14 protein-coding genes are annotated in these 16,041 nt (G+C 67.0%); 4 read left to right on the top strand and 10 right to left on the bottom strand.

Annotation, left to right across the window (positions count from 1 at the left end; all coding sequences use genetic code 11):
* Positions 1-191 precede the first annotated feature (191 nt).
* The 3 genes from ugpA to HV701_RS05285 all read left to right on the top strand — a co-directional run bounded on the left by ugpA (position 192) and on the right by HV701_RS05285 (position 3,094).
* A complete protein-coding gene (ugpA, locus tag HV701_RS05295; RefSeq protein ID WP_175132027.1) occupies positions 192-1,073 on the top strand; it encodes a sn-glycerol-3-phosphate ABC transporter permease UgpA in 882 nt (293 codons plus the stop codon).
* A gap of 18 nt (positions 1,074-1,091) precedes the next feature.
* Complete coding sequence (ugpE, locus tag HV701_RS05290; protein WP_175132026.1) at positions 1,092-1,943, top strand: sn-glycerol-3-phosphate ABC transporter permease UgpE; 852 nt, start codon at positions 1,092-1,094, stop codon at positions 1,941-1,943.
* A gap of 62 nt (positions 1,944-2,005) precedes the next feature.
* Positions 2,006-3,094 carry a sn-glycerol-3-phosphate import ATP-binding protein UgpC gene (locus HV701_RS05285; RefSeq protein ID WP_175132025.1) on the top strand — a complete coding sequence of 363 codons (1,089 nt, stop codon included), beginning with the start codon at positions 2,006-2,008 and terminating at the stop codon, positions 3,092-3,094.
* 52 nt (positions 3,095-3,146) lie between these two features.
* On the opposite strand, the gene HV701_RS05280 is transcribed toward HV701_RS05285, so the two are convergent.
* The 5 genes from HV701_RS05280 to HV701_RS05260 form a co-directional block, all read right to left on the bottom strand.
* Positions 3,147-4,046: a MipA/OmpV family protein gene (locus HV701_RS05280; protein ID WP_175132024.1), complete on the bottom strand. Its 900-nt coding sequence runs from the start codon at positions 4,044-4,046 to the stop codon at positions 3,147-3,149.
* A gap of 64 nt (positions 4,047-4,110) precedes the next feature.
* Complete coding sequence (locus HV701_RS05275; protein ID WP_175132023.1) at positions 4,111-5,214, bottom strand: serine hydrolase domain-containing protein; 1,104 nt, start codon at positions 5,212-5,214, stop codon at positions 4,111-4,113.
* Positions 5,215-5,407: 193 nt separating this feature from the next.
* Entirely contained in the window at positions 5,408-6,700 is a 1,293-nt protein-coding gene (locus HV701_RS05270) for an ATP-binding protein (protein WP_175132022.1), read from the bottom strand.
* A complete protein-coding gene (locus tag HV701_RS05265; protein WP_175132021.1) occupies positions 6,693-7,394 on the bottom strand; it encodes a response regulator in 702 nt (233 codons plus the stop codon). The genes HV701_RS05270 and HV701_RS05265 overlap by 8 nt, the downstream gene beginning before the upstream one ends.
* A 201-nt stretch (positions 7,395-7,595) precedes the next feature.
* Positions 7,596-8,723, bottom strand: a complete 1,128-nt coding sequence (locus HV701_RS05260) for a branched-chain amino acid ABC transporter substrate-binding protein (RefSeq protein WP_175132020.1) — start codon at positions 8,721-8,723, stop codon at positions 7,596-7,598.
* A gap of 268 nt (positions 8,724-8,991) precedes the next feature.
* Here HV701_RS05260 and HV701_RS05255 point away from each other — a divergent pair, with 268 nt between their 5' ends.
* A complete protein-coding gene (locus HV701_RS05255) occupies positions 8,992-9,597 on the top strand; it encodes an RBBP9/YdeN family alpha/beta hydrolase (protein ID WP_175132019.1) in 606 nt (201 codons plus the stop codon).
* Positions 9,598-9,623: 26 nt separating this feature from the next.
* On the opposite strand, the gene HV701_RS05250 is transcribed toward HV701_RS05255, so the two are convergent.
* The 5 genes from HV701_RS05250 to HV701_RS05230 form a co-directional block, all read right to left on the bottom strand.
* Positions 9,624-10,823, bottom strand: a complete 1,200-nt coding sequence (locus tag HV701_RS05250) for a pectate lyase family protein (RefSeq protein ID WP_175132184.1) — start codon at positions 10,821-10,823, stop codon at positions 9,624-9,626.
* A 50-nt stretch (positions 10,824-10,873) separates the two neighbouring features.
* A complete protein-coding gene (locus HV701_RS05245; protein ID WP_175132018.1) occupies positions 10,874-12,826 on the bottom strand; it encodes a tetratricopeptide repeat protein in 1,953 nt (650 codons plus the stop codon).
* Complete coding sequence (locus HV701_RS05240) at positions 12,819-13,850, bottom strand: KpsE/RkpR family capsule polysaccharide export protein (protein ID WP_175132183.1); 1,032 nt, start codon at positions 13,848-13,850, stop codon at positions 12,819-12,821. The genes HV701_RS05245 and HV701_RS05240 overlap by 8 nt, the downstream gene beginning before the upstream one ends.
* A 121-nt stretch (positions 13,851-13,971) precedes the next feature.
* Positions 13,972-14,685, bottom strand: a complete 714-nt coding sequence (locus HV701_RS05235) for a P-loop NTPase family protein (RefSeq protein WP_175132017.1) — start codon at positions 14,683-14,685, stop codon at positions 13,972-13,974.
* Between the two features lie 9 nt (positions 14,686-14,694).
* Entirely contained in the window at positions 14,695-16,035 is a 1,341-nt protein-coding gene (locus HV701_RS05230) for an ABC transporter permease (RefSeq protein ID WP_175132016.1), read from the bottom strand.
* Positions 16,036-16,041 lie beyond the last annotated feature (6 nt).

Raw genomic sequence — 16,041 nt, 5'->3', positions numbered from 1 at the left:
GCGCAATTTCCGTTGCGCGGCAGGGACTTGCAAAGATGGCTTAAAGCCCTGGTCATTTAAGGGCTTTAAGCCTATCGTGTTTTTATGAGTACCGGCGCACCCCGCGCCGCAGGCGGCCGGCCCACCCCGGCGGCGGTTTCATCAGGCGGCGGTTAATCCAACCGCCGCTTTTCGTACCTTGGGTTCCCCCTATGGAAAAACGTGTCGTCTTCGGGCATAAGACTCTGCCCTATCTGCTGCTCCTGCCGCAGATCGTCATTACCGTGGTCTTCTTCTTCCTTCCCGCCGGCCAGGCCATGTGGCAGTCGATGCGGTTGGAGGATGCGTTCGGGCTGTCGTCCGAATTCGTCGGTTTCGACAACTTCATGGAACTGTTCTCGCAACAGGCCTACCTCGATTCCTTCCGCGTCACGGCGGTGTTCTCGATCCTGGTCGCGGTGGTCGGCCTGGGCGTGTCGCTGCTGCTGGCCGTCATGGCCGACCGCGTGATCCGCGGCGCCGGGCTCTACAAGACCCTGCTGATCTGGCCCTACGCCGTCGCGCCCGCCGTGGTCGGCGTGCTGTGGCTGTTCCTGTTCTCGCCCTCGGTCGGCATCCTGGCGGTGGCGCTGCGCCACGCCGGTGTCGACTGGAACCCGCGCCTGGACGGCAGCCAGGCGATGGTCCTGGTGCTGATCGCCGCGGTCTGGAAGCAGATTTCGTACAACTTCCTGTTCTTCCTGGCCGGCCTGCAATCGATTCCGCGCTCGCTCATCGAAGCCGCTGCGATCGACGGCGCCAGCCCGTCGCGCCGCTTCTGGAGCATCGTGTTCCCGCTGCTCTCGCCCACCACCTTCTTCCTGCTGGTGGTCAACATCATCTACGCCTTCTTCGACACCTTCGCGGTGGTGGACACCACCACGCAGGGCGGTCCCGGCACGTCGACTTCCATCCTGGTCTACAAGGTGTACAGCGACGGCTTCCGCGGCCTGGACCTCGGTTCGTCCGCAGCCCAGTCGGTGGTGCTGATGTTCATCGTGATTGCCTTGACGGTCGTGCAGTTCCGCTACGTCGACCGCAAAGTGCAGTATTGATTTTCGAGGCAGATAACAATGGTTGAACGCCGTCCCTGGCTGGATATTCTGGCCCACGTCATCCTGCTGTGCGGGGTGGCGATGGTGGCCTTTCCGCTCTATGTCACTTTCGTCGCGTCGACCCAGACCGCGCAGGAAGTGGCCTCCGCGCCGATGTCGCTGATTCCCGGTCCGCACTTCGTCGACAACTACATGCAGGCGCTGTTCGGCGGCTCCAGCGGCGGCTCGTCCGGCGCGCCGGTGGGCCGCATGATGTACGTCAGCCTGATCATGGCGCTGGCGATTTCCATCGGCAAGATCGCGATCTCGCTGCTGTCGGCTTTTGCGGTGGTGTACTTCCGCTTCCCCGGCCGCATGTTCTTTTTCTGGATGATTTTCGTCACCCTGATGCTGCCGGTAGAAGTGCGGATCGCGCCCACCTACAAGGTGGTGGCGGACCTCGGCCTGCTCAACAGCTACGCCGGCCTGACGCTGCCGCTGATCGCCTCGGCCACGGCCACCTTCCTGTTCCGCCAGTTCTTCCTGACGGTTCCGGACGAGCTGATCGAAGCCGCCCGCATCGACGGCGCCGGCCCCATCCGCTTCTTCCGCGACGTGCTGCTGCCGCTGTCCAAGACCAGCATCGCCGCGCTGTTCGTGATCCAGTTCATCTACGGCTGGAACCAATACCTGTGGCCGCTGCTGATAACCACGCAGGAAGACATGTACCCCGTCGTGATCGGCATCAAGCGCATGATCAGCGGCGGCGACAGCGTGACCGAATGGAACATCACCATGGCCACCGCCATGCTGGCGATGATCCCGCCGGCGCTGGTCGTCATCCTGATGCAGAAATGGTTCGTGAAGGGGCTGGTCGACACTGAAAAATGAGGCCCCCACGCCGCGCCCTCGGCTTGCTGCCCCCACGACAACGACTCCGATACGAATAACTCATGGCTACTCTCAGCTTTCGCAACGTCAAGAAAACCTATGCCGGCAACGTGCCGGTCATCCATGGCATCGACATGGATGTCAAGGACGGTGAATTCATCGTCATCGTCGGCCCCTCCGGCTGCGGCAAGTCCACGCTGATGCGCATGGTCGCCGGCCTGGAAACCGTGACCAGCGGCGAAATCGTGATCGACGACAAGGTCGTCAACAATCTCGAACCGGCCGAACGCGACATCGCGATGGTGTTCCAGAACTACGCGCTCTATCCGCACATGACCGTGTTCGAGAACATGGCCTATGGCCTGAAGATCCGCAAGTTCTCCAAGGACGAGATCAAAAAGCGCGTCGACGTCGCCGCCCAGATCCTGGAGTTGAGCCACCTGCTGGACCGCCGCCCGCGCGCCCTGTCGGGCGGCCAGCGCCAGCGCGTGGCCATGGGCCGTGCCATCGTGCGCGAGCCCAAGGTGTTCCTGTTCGACGAACCGCTGTCGAACCTGGACGCCAAGCTGCGCGTGGCGATGCGCCTGGAAATCATGAAGCTGCACCGCCGCCTGGGCACCACCAGCCTGTACGTCACCCACGACCAGGTCGAGGCCATGACGCTGGCGCACCGCATGATCGTCATGTACCAGGGCGTGCCCGAGCAGATCGGCACGCCGATGGAAGTATTCGAAAAGCCCGCCTCCACCTTCGTGGCCGGCTTCATCGGCTCGCCGCCGATGAACCTGATGGAAGTGAACGTGGCCGGCGACGGCACCGTACAGACCACCGACGGCCTGGCGCTGGAGATCTCGCCGCTGCAAGTGCCGTCGCAAGTGCGCGGCCGCAAGGTCATCATGGGCATGCGCCCCGAGCACATGCTGCTGAACACGCAAGGCGTGCCGGCTGAAGTCGAAATGGTCGAAACGCTGGGTTCCGAACAGCTGGTCCACTGCCGCTGCGGCAAATCGACCCTGGTGGTGCGCTGCACGACGCGCCAGCTGTCCGAAGCCTCCGCCAAGGTCGGCGACCGCGTCAACGTCGGCCCCGACGGCCGCCATCCGCTGCACTGGTTCGAGGCCGACAGCGGCCGCCGCGTCCAGGGACTGTAAGCGCCGCGCCCTGCCCGTCCCGCGCCGGGACGGGCCAGCGCGCCCGTCAAACTCAGTACGTGTACGTAATCATGGTGCCGATCGAGTACTGGTTGCGGTCCTTCACGATCGGGCTGTCGGCAGCATCGCCGTACAGGCGGCGCGCCTCGGCCGCCACCGACCATGACCATGCCTTGCTCAAGGGCAATACCCAGGTCGCGCCCAGCCCCACGCTTTCCAGGCCGCCCTTGGGCTTGTAGCGGCGATACCCCGAGCGCGACGACTGGCGCTCGCTGACGCCATACCAGGTGCGCATGTAGTTGCCGTCGCCGAAATCGCCGCTGAGCGACAGCGACAGCGCGCCCGCCGCACCTTCGTAGACCGTGGTGCTGGCGCCCAGGTTGAACAACGTGTAGGCACTGCCCACGTCGCGGTCATCGCCCTTCTTGAAGGCGTGCACCACCGTTGCCGACAGCGTCACCGGCCCCAACTGGGTCTCGGCGTCCATGCCGATCTCGGCGCGGCTCTTGATATCGCCCATGCCACGCAGCTGGTTCGAGCCTTCGGTACCTTTCTTGTGGTCTCGGCGCGAGGCGCTGGGAGCCACGTAGAACCGGAAAGTGCTGTTCAAGGCCTCGGTTTGCCAGCCCAGGCCGCGCTCCGTGTCCAGGAAAAAGCCGCCCGGACTACGGATACCCAGGCCGAAGATCGGCAACGCGGCGCTTTCATCGCTACCGCTGTAGCGCGGCGCGTAACCCACGCCGAGCGTGCCATAGAACTTCCACTCATCGGCCGGCTTGGGCGCGCCGGTCGACACCTCGATGCCGCGCGAACTGGCGCCGCGCGAGCCGTAGACCGAATTGTCGGCCACCTGCGGACCGCCGGCGGCACACGACAACGCGGGCAGGCACGCCAGCACGCTCGCCGCGCCGGCAAGGCGCCGCATTGAGGACTTGGAGGAATATCGCTTCATAAATGCATCCGGGAAACGAGGTTGGAGGGATACAGCCAGACGCCGCGACCCGCTCGCGGCGCCACTACTCTTGCGGGCTCCCCTTGGCCTGGCGCATCAGGTCCATCGCCAGGGTGGAGACCGAGGCCACCAGCGGCTCGGCGCTGTCGGCATTGCTCATGACCAGTACCGCCAGCTTTTCGTGCGGGTCCAGCAGCCAACGCGCATGAAATGCCTCGGTGGCGCCACGGTGATCGCGCAGCGTCAGGCCTGCGACGTCGTCCCCGTCACAGGGCGCCGCCAGCCAGGACAACGCCAGGCGGCACTCCAGCCCGATGCCGTGCGCCACGGTCTCCAGATCGAGCAGGATCCGCGCGGAATCTTCGTTCAGGACGCGGCGTCCCCGGTACAGGCCGCCGGCGAACAGCATGCTGGAAAACCGCGCCATCTCAGCCGAGCTGGCCCACAGGCCCTCGGCCGCCTCATTGGTCTGCGGTTGCTCGATCCACGGCACGCCGCGGCGATAGCCGGCCGCGCGCAACGCGCGCGCCTCGCCGCCAGCGGCCGCCAGCCGAAAGCCCGTGCGCGAGATGTTTAGCGGCTGCAGCAGCGTGCGCCGCACGTAGGCCTCGAAGGGTTCGTCGGCGGCATGCGCCACCATTTCGCCCAGCAGCGCGTAGCCCATATCGGCGCGGGCCCGGCCCATGGTGTCCACGGACGTGTCCGGGCGCAGAGCCAACAGCCGGCGGGCGGTGAAGGGATGGGCGCCCATCCAGTGCATGGCGGCGCGGCGCGGCTCGACCTGCCAGGGCGGCAGCGCCTGCCCCGCCGGCCGGTCCAGCGACAGGCGGCCGTCGTCGGCCGCGCGCAGCACGCTGGCGGCGGTCACGATCTTGGAAATCGCGCCGACCCGGTACAACGTATCGCTGGTGGCGTTGCGATGGCGCGCCGGATCGGCGTAGCCGAAGCCGCTGCTCCAGACCGTGCGCTGATCATCGACGATGGCGATCGACAGGCCGGGCACCCCTTGCGCGTCCAGGTCGTGAGCGATGCGCTGCTTCAGATAGGCCACCACCGCCGGGTAATCGCCCTGGGCGATGGCGGGCGGCGCGGCCGGGCCCATGCCCTGGCAGCCGCCAACGGCGATCAGGAGCGTGGCGACGGCGGCCAGGCGGGTGAGCGAAAACATGGCGGGGACGGCGGCCTCTTTGAAGAACTGCCGTCATGCTAGTCAGCGCCTGCGCGCCGATCTTTCCCGCTTTGTATCGAGTTTGTGAAAAACCGCCGGGCAGATTGTGAAGTTTGTTAAAGGCGTGCCGGATGACAGGGGCACGCCTGCCCCGCGGACGCGCCGCGCCCGCTACGCCGGGACGGCGCGCGTTTCAGGCGGCCTGCCAGCTGACGATGAAGCGGGCTCCGCCCAGCGGACTGTCGGCGGCCTCGGCGGTGCCTCCATGCCAGCGCGCCACACGGTTGACGATCGCCAATCCCAGACCGGTGCCGCCGGTGCCGCGATCGCGGCTTTCGTCCAGGCGGATGAACGGCTCGAAAATGCGCTCGCGGTCGGCCACCGGAATACCCGGACCATCGTCATCGACCATCAGCACGTAGGCGCGCGGCGCGGGCGACACCAGGCTGACCTGCACGCGGCTGCCGGCATAGCGGATGGCATTCTGCAGCAGATTCAGCAAGGCCCGCGTCATATAGCGCTGGTGCAGATGCACTTCGCGCACCTGGCACAGCGCCACTTCGCAGCGCACACCCGATTGTCCGGCCTGGAAGCTGGCGTGCTGCATCGCACCATCGAGCCAGCCGCGCGCATCCTGCGCCTGCAGCGCGACGCCGTCATCCTTGTGTTCCAGGCGCGCGTACATCAGCAATTCGGAAGCCATGCTGTCGAGTTCGGCGACATCGCTTTTCATGTCTTCGATCAGGCGCTTGCGCTCGGCCGGCGCCCCGGCGCGCTCGATCATGTCCAGCTCGAACGACAGACGCGCGATCGGCGTGCGCAGCTCGTGCGACACCGCGTTGGTCAGCTCGCGCTGGCTGCCGATCAGCGCACCGATGCGCTCGGACATCTGGTTGAAGGTGTCGCCCAGATTGCCGATGCTGGAATGGCGCGACAGCCGCGCACGGGCCCGCAGATCGCCCTGCCCCATGCGCAACGCCGCCGTCTTCAAGGCCTCCAGGTCGCGCCAGATCGGCAGCGCCCACACCAGCATGAAGGCGCACAGCAGCAGCCCCAAGGCCGAATAGATCGCCGCTACCACCCAGGGGCCGAACGAGGGGTCGGGCGGCAGCCTGACCTCCAGCCACTGGTCGCCGGGGCCGGGGATAGCGGCCACGAAGGTCTGCATTTTGTCGCGGATGAAAAAATCGCCGCTGGCGGCGATGCGGCGTTCCTGGTCGCTGGCGTTGTAGTCCGAGGCATTGAAGACCCGCAGGCCCAGGCCGTAGTACGGCGCCAGCTCCCGCTCGATGTAGGCGGCGCGCGCGCCGGGTTCGACCTGGGAAAGCTCGCGCACCAGGCTGTGCATCTGCCCGCGCACCGACTCGCGGGTATAGGCGTCGCTGACCGGCTCGAACAGGTAGTTGGCCGAGCGGTCCACGACTTCGTTGGAAATCACGAACCCCACCGCCAGCACCACGAAGAGCCGCAGGACGAATTTAATCATCACGGCCCTCGTGCGCCTTGGGCGAGAACAGATAGCCCTTGCCCCACACGGTCTTGATGCGCGCCGGGTCGCGCGGATCGTCATCCAGCTTGCGGCGCAGCTTGCTCACGCAGACGTCGACACTGCGGTCCAGGCCGTTGAATTCGATGCCGCGCACGGCGTTGAGCAGGTCGTCGCGGGTCAACACCTGACCGGCCTGGCTGGCCAGCGCCCACAACATTTCGAACTCCATGGTGGTCAGGTCGACCTCGGCGCCGGCGTGCACCACGGCGCGCGTGCGCCGGTCGATGACCAGCGGGCCGAATTCCAGGCGCTCCGGCGGTTCATCCAGCTGACTGTGGCGCCGAAGCAGCGCACGGATGCGGGCCAGCAGCACGCGCGGCTCGACCGGCTTGATGACGTAATCATCGGCGCCCGACTCCAGGCCCAGGATCTGGTCCAGGTCGTCCTCGCGGGCGGTCAGCATCAGGATGGGCGCCGCCGAGAAGGCGCGCAGGTCGCGGCAGACCTGCAGCCCATCCCGGCCCGGCAGCATCAGGTCGAGAATGGTGATGGCCGGATCGTGGCGGCGGAACGCTTCCACCGCGTGGTCGCCGCGATACGCTTGGGCGACCTGGAATCCATGTTGTTCCAGGAACTGCGCGATCAGGCGCGACAGCTTCGGATCGTCTTCGACTAGCAAGGCCTTGGTCATGGGGGGTCCGGACAGGAAAAGGGAATTCGATTTCGCCGCATTCTACGCAAAACGGCGCGAGCGGCGCTCGACCGCCAGGGCGGCGGCCCGGCTCCCGGTGCTTGCCGCCCAAGCAAAAGCCGGGCCGGAAGACGATGCTTCCGGCCCGGCCGGGGAGTCTGGCGCCAGGCGCGCGGCGCGCCCGCCGCACGCGCCGGACGCTTACTTGTAGACCGACTTGGAGCCGTCCTTGTGCCACACGAACACGTCGAACTGGAAGTTCGTCAGGTCGCCCTGCTTGTTCCAGCTGACTTTGCCGATCGGGGTGTCGAACGTGTTGGCGTGCAGGTACTTGGCGACCTTGGTCGGGTCTTCGCTGCCGGCGCCCTTGATGCCGTCGGCGATGACCTGGGTGGCGGCGTAGGCCGTCATCTGGAACGCGCCCGAAGCATTGCGCTTCTTGGCGGCGAAGGCCTTGACGATCTCGGCGTTGGCGGCGTTCTGGGTGAAGTCGGCCGGCAGCGTCAGCAACATACCTTCGACCGCGTCCCCGGCAATGGCGTTGATGTCCGGGTTGCCCGTGCCTTCCGGACCCATCCACTTGGCCTTCACGCCTTGTTCGGCGGCCTGGCGCAGCAGCAGGCCCATTTCGGGGTGGTAGCCGCCGTAGTAGACGAAGTCCACGCCTTCGCCCTTGAGCTTGGTGATGACGGCCGAGTAGTCGCTGTCACCGGCGTTGATGCCTTCGAAGATCGCGACGGGCACGCCGCCCTTCTCCAGATCGTTCTTGACGGCGGTCGCGATGCCCTGGCCGTACGACTGCTTGTCGTGCAGCACGGCGACCTTCTTGGGCTTGATCTTGTCCAGGATGAACTTGGCGGCGGCCGGGCCTTGCTGGTCGTCGCGGCCGATGGTGCGGAAGATGAACTCGTAGTTCTTGCCGTCGGTCAGGGCCGGCGACGTGGCCGAAGGCGTGATCATGACCACGCCTTCGTTGTTGTAGATGTCGGCGGCGGCGATGGTGGCGCCCGAGCACACGTGGCCCACGACGAAACCGATCTTGCTGTTGACCACCCGGTTGGCGGCGACCGGACCCTGCTTGGGTTCGCAGCCGTCGTCGATGACCACGGTTTCGAGCTTCTTGCCGTTGACGCCGCCAGCGGCGTTGATGCGTTCCACCGCGGTGTCGACACCCTCGCGCACCATGTCGCCGTACTGGGTGACGGGGCCGGTGGTGGGGCCGACCACGGCGATCTTGATGGTCTGCGCCTGCGCGCCAGCGCTGAACGCCAGTCCCGCGGCGACGCCCAGGGCCGCGATGACCGGGGTCAGACGAAATGCTTGCTTCATGAGTGCACTCCTTTAATGGCTTGTAATCGTTGGTTTATGAACCGGGCGGACAGCCGGAAATGTAATCGTCACGCCCCGTTACGTTGCATTAGCAGGGCAAGCATACACTGAAAAATAGCGGCTTTTGCAGGGGTTCCAGGACCCGCGCGGCGCCGTCGCCGATATTGCGGCGCCGCATCGCGGGCCATCGCCCTTATACCCGCCGCGGTATATGCAAAAGCGCATTTATTCGTTTGCGTTGGTAAGGCGGCGCGGCATCATGGCCGCCATGAGACTCCAACCGATCATCGTCCCCGGATGGAAAGACTCCGGACCGGAACACTGGCAATCGCGCTGGGCCGCCCTGCTGCCCCACGCCGTGCGGGTGCGCCAGCGCGATTGGGAGCATCCGGTCTGCGCCGAATGGATCGCCGCCCTCGCCGCGCAGGTCGACCAGGCCCGCAGCCCGGTGCTGTTGGTGGCCCACAGCCTGGGCTGCCTGATCAGCGTGGCGCTGCCGGTACCGCTGCGCGCCAAGGTTGCCGGCGCGCTGCTGGTGGCGCCAGCGGACGTCGAGCGCCCCGACGCGCCCGACTGCCTGCGCCGATTCGCGCCGGTGCCACGCCATTCGCTGCCGTTCCAGAGCGTGGTGGTGGCCAGCGACAACGACCCCTATTGCAGGCTGGAACGGGCGCGCGCCTTTGCCGAGCACTGGGGCAGCCGCCTGGTCGTGATTGCCGGCGGCGGCCACCTCAACGCCGACAGCGGCCTGGCGGATTGGCCGCAAGGCCTCAAGCTGTTCGCCGCGCTGCGCCGGCGCGCCTCGTGGCGCGTCTCGCCGCCGCCCGAGCGCATCGCGCCGATTCCCGAACGGCCCTGGCAACACCCGGCCTGACGGCCTTGCCGGCCCGCCGCCGCCGCTCAGCCGCCGCAGCCCGCCCCGATCCGCGCCGCCGGCAATGGCGTTGCGCCGTCCGTGTTGCCCGCGAACTTGCGAATCCTGTCCGCCAGTTCCGCCGAGGGCTTTTCGTATCCGTAGCAATATGGCGGCGTCGGCGCGGCCTCGGGCCGGTAGTCCTGCAACACCGGTTTCGCATCCCCCAGGTAAAGGTTGTCCCTCAGGCGCAGGAATGCCTTGTAGTCGCGGGTGTAGCCGTGCGTGGCCTTCAATGCCCGATAGGCACCCGCGTCGGACGCGCCGTTGTCCAGCGCGCTGCGCCGGGCGGCCGTGGGGATGTAACGGCAGTAATTCACGTTCACGCCTTCCACCGTGGGGAAGAAGGCCGGCTCCACGCATTGGCGCCGCGCGTCATTCTTGAAGATATTGCCTTCGACCAGCGCCTTGGCTTCGAGGCTGAAACTCATGCCGTAGAAATCCCAGTTCTCCAGCAGATTGTTGAACAGATGGAACGTGCCGAACTGCCCTCTGGGGTTGCGCTGCACCGTGTTGAAGAAATAATTGTGGTGCAGCGTCACGCGCGCGATCGAATCGCGATCGTAGTTCGCGAACAGGTTCTTCGAGGTAATGTTGTTGAGCAGCATGACCTTGTTCGAGTTATGGAACTTGGTCCAGGAAATGGTGACGTCGGTCGAGCCGTTCTTGACGTTCAGCAGCCGGTCGGACATGCGTGACAGGTCCATGTGGTCGACCCACACGTCGCGGCTGTCGTTGGCGATGTTCACGGCCTGCGTCAGCCGGTTCAGGCGGCCATCGATGGTCAGATGCGTCAGGATCACATTGGTGCTGCCATACACGCCCAGGCCGTCGTCGATCAGGACCACGCGCTTGCCCCGGCCGTCGATGGTCGTGTTGGACGGCACGCGCAGCTGCGAATCGAGCACGATGGTCATGTCCGAGGCGAAGCGGATCCAGACCGGCCCCTTCCTGGCCTGCGCCAGCGCGGCGCGCAGCGTGCCCGGTCCGGCGTCCTGATCCGAGGTGACCTCGATGAAGCGCCCGCCCAGGCCGCCCGTGGCCCGGGCGCCGTAGCCTTCGCGCTGTTGCAACAACGCCGAGACAAAGGCGCACTGCGCGTCCGGCACCGCGCAGGTTGCGCTGGCGCCGGCCGCGCCGCCGTACAGCACGCCCAGCACCGGCAGCCAGGCCAGCGCCCGCAACAGACCGCGCCGGGTCCGGGACGGCGCCACGTCCGGCGCCGCCTGTCTCGAAATCATTCCTGGTTGCATGCGAACTTCACTCCCTGACGCTGCGCGGACCGGTCCGCAGGCTGTACGTGGCGCCAGATGCCCCCGCTCAGGCGCAGGTTTTCCGGCGGGCCGGCCACATGCGCGCGCAGGTGCTTGAAATATGCCGCCTGCCAGCGCCGCGCGTAGGTATCGGCATCTTCGCCGGGGGCCACGGCGGGCAGCATTTCCAGCGTGTAGGCGACGCGGCCGTTTTCCCAGCGCGGCGTATAGAACACCGAAGGCACGCCCTGGCGATGCGCCAGGTGGGCCGCGAAGCTGGAATAGGTCACTGACTGCCCTTCGAAGGAAGTGCGCGGAGCGGCCGGGTTGGCCGCCCCATCCACGGCCAGGCACAGCACATTGCCCGCCGCCAACGCGCGCATGCAGGCCTTGGCGACCTGCGCCTCGGTCTGGTCGGCGGTGGAAATCAGGGCGGCGGCATAGCTGCTCTGGGCGATGCTGGGCGCGGTCGCCAGCCAGCGCGAGGGAATCCCCAGCAATTCCAGCGCCATCAGGCCGGCATACATGGGCCCCACGTGCGCCGTGGCGACCACCACGCCCCGGCCACTTGCCAGCAGCGGCGCGAAGAAACGCTCACCGGTATCCAGCTCGCCCAGCACCTGCATGGCCTGCTCGACATGGTCTTCACGGCATTCGAGCCAATCGAACAGCAGGTGGTCGACCAGATGGCCCCAACGCGCGCGCCGCTCCCATTGCGTGCGGTCGGCCGTGGCGTCGCCGCGCAGCGACCAGGCCCAGTCCAGGCGGGCCTGCGGTATGGGCGCGGTATCGAGCTTATGCTCCAACTGCTCCAGGGCGTGCTGGAATGTCGCCGGCAATGCCTGGCCGCGTTGCGCCACATAGCGCGCGAACAAGGCCTCCGCCTCCTGTTTGCGCCCTGCCTGCGACAGCGCGCCGATGGCGGCGCGCTGCCACAATGGCTTATCCGGCGATTTATCGAGCAGCCGCAACAGCTGGTCGGCCGCTTCGCCGTACTGCAGCGTGTAGCGCAGTGCCCGCGCGTACAGGGCGCGGGTCTGCTCCAGTTCTGGCGCCAGTTCCATGGCCTGCCGCAGCGGCGCCACGGCATCCTGGTAACGGCCGGCGCGCAGCAGCGTTTCGCCATGCAGCGTCAACAGCCGCACGTCGGCCGGCGCCGCCTTCAGGCCGGCCTCGAAATGCGTCAGGGCGTGCCGCTTGCGGTCGTCGTCGCTGGCGCGCCGCAGGTGCGCCAGCCCCAGCGACGCGCGCAGCGCCGGGGCGTCGTGATCCGCGTCCAGCGCCGCGTTGCCCAGCTGGATCGCCGCCTCGACCCTGTCGTCGTCGAGCAGCGCGCGCACCGCCACGGTGGCCACGCGCGCGTTCGGCAGATCATCCGCCCGCAGGGCCGTGGCGATGGCGGCGGCCTCGCCGGCATCGCCATGGCGCGAATAGGCCAACATCCACCAGTGCGCTTCGCCGGGGTCGGCCAGCGCCAGGGCGGCGGTCTGGCGCGCAACGTTGGCGGCCTCGGCGATACGGCCGGCCTGCACGCGCAGTTGGATCCGCGCCGCCTGCAACGGCGCGGCATCGGGGGCCAGCGCGGCGGCGGCATCCGCCTGGGCGATGGCGCGGTCCCACTGCTCGGTCCGCCCCAGCAGGCTGGCGAGCAGGCGGCGGTCGTCGGTGCGCGCCGGATAGGCCTCGACCAGCCGCTCAAGCACGGCGATCGCCCGCTCCAGGCGGCCGGCCCGCACGAGCGGCGACACCAGCAGGCGGCGCGCATCGCGCCAGCCCTGCTCCACCCGCGCCAGCGCCGGCCCGAGCGCGGCCAGGGCCGGCGCGGGATCTTCTGCTTCCAGGAGCCGCGCCATCACCTCGCGCAGCTGGCTGACGGCTTCGCTTGCGGCAGCCGGCGCCGCGGCGGCGCCGGGGCGTTCTATTGTCGTATCAACCATGGCGCAACCCCCTCAGCAAGGCCATCGCCGCGCGCAGCACGAACATGAGCACGAAGCCCAATGCCAGCGCCTGCAGCAGCAGCACCGCCGTGCGCGGACTGCTGGGCCGGTCCGTGGAGACCGGTTGGGCGATGATGGACAGATAACGTTGCAGGCGCAGGGCGTCCGTCACGGCCTGCTGGTAGGACTGCTGCGCCAGCGTCAGGTTCGAATCCGCGAAGGCCTGCATATTGCGCAACGCTTCGTACGATTTGAGCTGCTTCGCTTCCGTGTTGCCTTCGCCGCTCAGACGCTGGCGCACATTGGCGAGCCGCTTCTTCAGCGCCGCGACCTGCATTTCGGCGGGCTTGAGCATGAAGTGGTCCTTGTTGCCGATCGCGCGGATCTTGTCCAGGTTGATCTGGGCGCTGCTCAGTTCCGCCTCCAGCTGGCTGGACAGGTTCAGCAGCATCGCCACCGTGGCGGTCGGGTCGATGTTGCCATGCCGGGTCCGCCAGGCGGTCAAGGCTTCGCGCGCGCCGAGCGCCTTCTGTTCGGCCTGCCTGACCGATTCCTCGCTCACTTTCAGCTTGTCCGCCACACCTTTCTCGTTCATGGAGCTGACGAAATCCTCGGCCAGGCCGATCAAGGCCTTGGACAGGGTCTCGGCGTCTTCAGGCGAATAGGCGCGCACGCGCAGCACGTCGATCTGCTCCAGTGCGTTGAACGAAACCTGGACCGCGGCGCGATAGGCACGATAAAGATCGTCCTCGCTGGAGTCCTCGGCCAGATGGTTCGCCGGGTCCATGCCCTGGTTCAGCAAATAGCGGCGCAGGCCAACCTTCTTGTCCAGTTGCCGCATGCTGTCGCGCGACCTGAGAAAATCACTGACCGCCCAGCCGTCGACGAAACCGCCCAGCATGCCGCCCGAATTTCCCGTGGTCAGCAGGCTGGCCGCCATGCCGCCGCCGCCCTGCTGGCCCGATCCCGATTGCACGAAGAAGCGCGATTCCGCTTCATAGCGCGGCGTGGCGATGCCGAGCACATACACCAGGGCCAGGACCACCGGGGCGATGACGATGAGGACATTGATCCAGCGCTGGCGGCGGCGTTCGCGCAGCGCGGCCTGGCGCTCATGGCGCCGGCGCTCGATCTCGGAACCACGCTCAGAAGCCGAGCTGGCCGTCGTCGAAGCCGCCGAAAACGTCGTCGCCTGTTCCGGATTCGCTTCGTGATCGTCGCGCAGGGAACTGCTGGATGCACTGGTCGAGGTCGTCTTCGATGCGGAGTGCGCTTCGTTCATAAATCAGGCCCTTCAGGCAATAGTCCGCCAATTGATTCTGGCGGTAACTGGAAAGAATGAGCGTCCGGCCGACCAGCCGTTCTTCGAACAGCGCCAGCCACAGACGGGTGAAGCGGCAGGGTTCGAAGGGAATGGCCCCTTCGATCACGTAGACGTCGAACGCCGGCGCCAGCGCCAGCGCGAACGAAAACTCCTGCCGCGCATAGAGTGGCCAATGCTCCATCGGCCGGCTCAGGATCCTGGGATCGCTGAGCAGGTCGGCCACCAGTTCATAGGTGGCGTCGGCGTCAAGCTCGTACATCTGGCTTACCAGCTCGATCATGCTCAGGCCGCTGGCCTTGCCGCGGATGAAGCCCTGCCGGCCGATTGCCCAGGACACGTTGCCGTCATGCTGCACAAATCCCTGACGCGGCGGCCGCAGGCCGCACAGCAGGTCGATGATCTGCCGGTGCAGCTCCGGCGCGGGCGACAGCAAGGCGTAGCGCCCGACCGGAATGTCGAGGTGGGCCTGGGCCAGCAGCGCCTGCCGGTGACCGAAGGCCAGGGGATTGTCCGTTACGCCATTGAGATGGATCATGGTCATTGCTCACATGGGCTGGATGTTGGGGCGGGCCAGCCGCTCGGCCGCCAGGGCCACCACCATCAGGAAAACCATGCTGGTCAGGAAGTACCCCAGGCTCGCATCGTGCGAGGTATAGGCGTCGAAGTAGGCCGAGCGCAACAACTGCATGCCGTGCGCGAACGGCAGCCACAGCATCCAGGGCCGCAGATGCTCGGGCAGTTGTTCCGAAACGAAGAACACGCCCGAGAAAATCTGCAGGAAGCGCTCGATCACCGGCGCCAGCCGCAGGAAGAAGTGCCAGAACGTCGCGATCGCGCCGAACAGCAGGCCCATCGCGGCCGCGCAGCACGCCATCAGCACCACATACAGCATGAAGCCCGGCCAGCTACGGGGCAGCGTGATCAGGTCGAGCGCATGGCCGGCAGTGATCAGCACCACGAACACCACAAGGTACACCGACACATACAGCAGCGCCTGCACCAGCGCGCACATCAAGGGCGACACGCCCTGGAAGTTCAGCAGGCCGCGGGCCGATACATAGGCCGTGCTGCTGCGGAAAATGATCTGGCGGAACATGATCCAGGTGGTGGCGCCCAGCAGCGAGAAGGTCTGCACATCCATGCCCAGGATGTAGTGCGTGCCCATCAGGATGTACAGCGACGAGATCAGCGTCAGCAGCACCACCGGCCCGACCAGCGCCCACAGCAGCGCCACCCGGCTCTCGCCATGCATCACATGCAGTTGGTAGACGAACAACGCCAGCAGCGTGCGCCCGCCCGGCCAGCCGCGGCCGGCGATGCGCGGATGATGGCCGGCATGCAGTCCGCGCACCCGGTCCCGCAGGATCTCCAGATCGCCGGCCTCGCCCGCGGGCAGCGCCATTTGCAGCGCGATATCGTTGCGCGAGGCATGGCGCCGCGCATCGCGCGCCTCATCCTGCCGGCGCCGCTCCGCGCGCCGCGCATGCGCCTGGGCCAGGCGCTGGTCTTCCGCCACCAGCCGCGCCGGCATGTAACCGGGCGCGAAGACCTCGATCCCCGCGCGCACGTCCTGCTCCAGCAGCCGCACGATAAGGCGCAGGCGCCGCCGGGAGAAATCCGCCAGCGTCTCATCGACTCCGGCGCGCGCGATCTCCGCGTCCAACTCGGCCTGCACCGCCTCGTAGACCGCCCGCCGGGCGGCCACGGAATCGTGCGGTTCGCCTTGCAGGCGCGCCAGCAAAGGCTTGAACAGGACGGCCGGCTCGGCCTTGGCCTCGAACAGCGCGGCAGGGTCCAGACGCCAGGCGGCAACGCCTGCCCCCACCGCGTAGCGGCTGTCTTTCCTGCGCGCGCGCCACCCCTTGATCCGATCCTCGTTACTCATCGACAC

The sequence above is a fragment of the Achromobacter pulmonis genome, assembly GCF_902859765.1.
GTDB classification, from domain to species: domain Bacteria; phylum Pseudomonadota; class Gammaproteobacteria; order Burkholderiales; family Burkholderiaceae_B; genus Achromobacter; species Achromobacter pulmonis.
The sequence above is the reverse complement of the archived record's forward strand: the minus strand, read 5'-3'. Positions and strand labels throughout refer to the sequence as shown.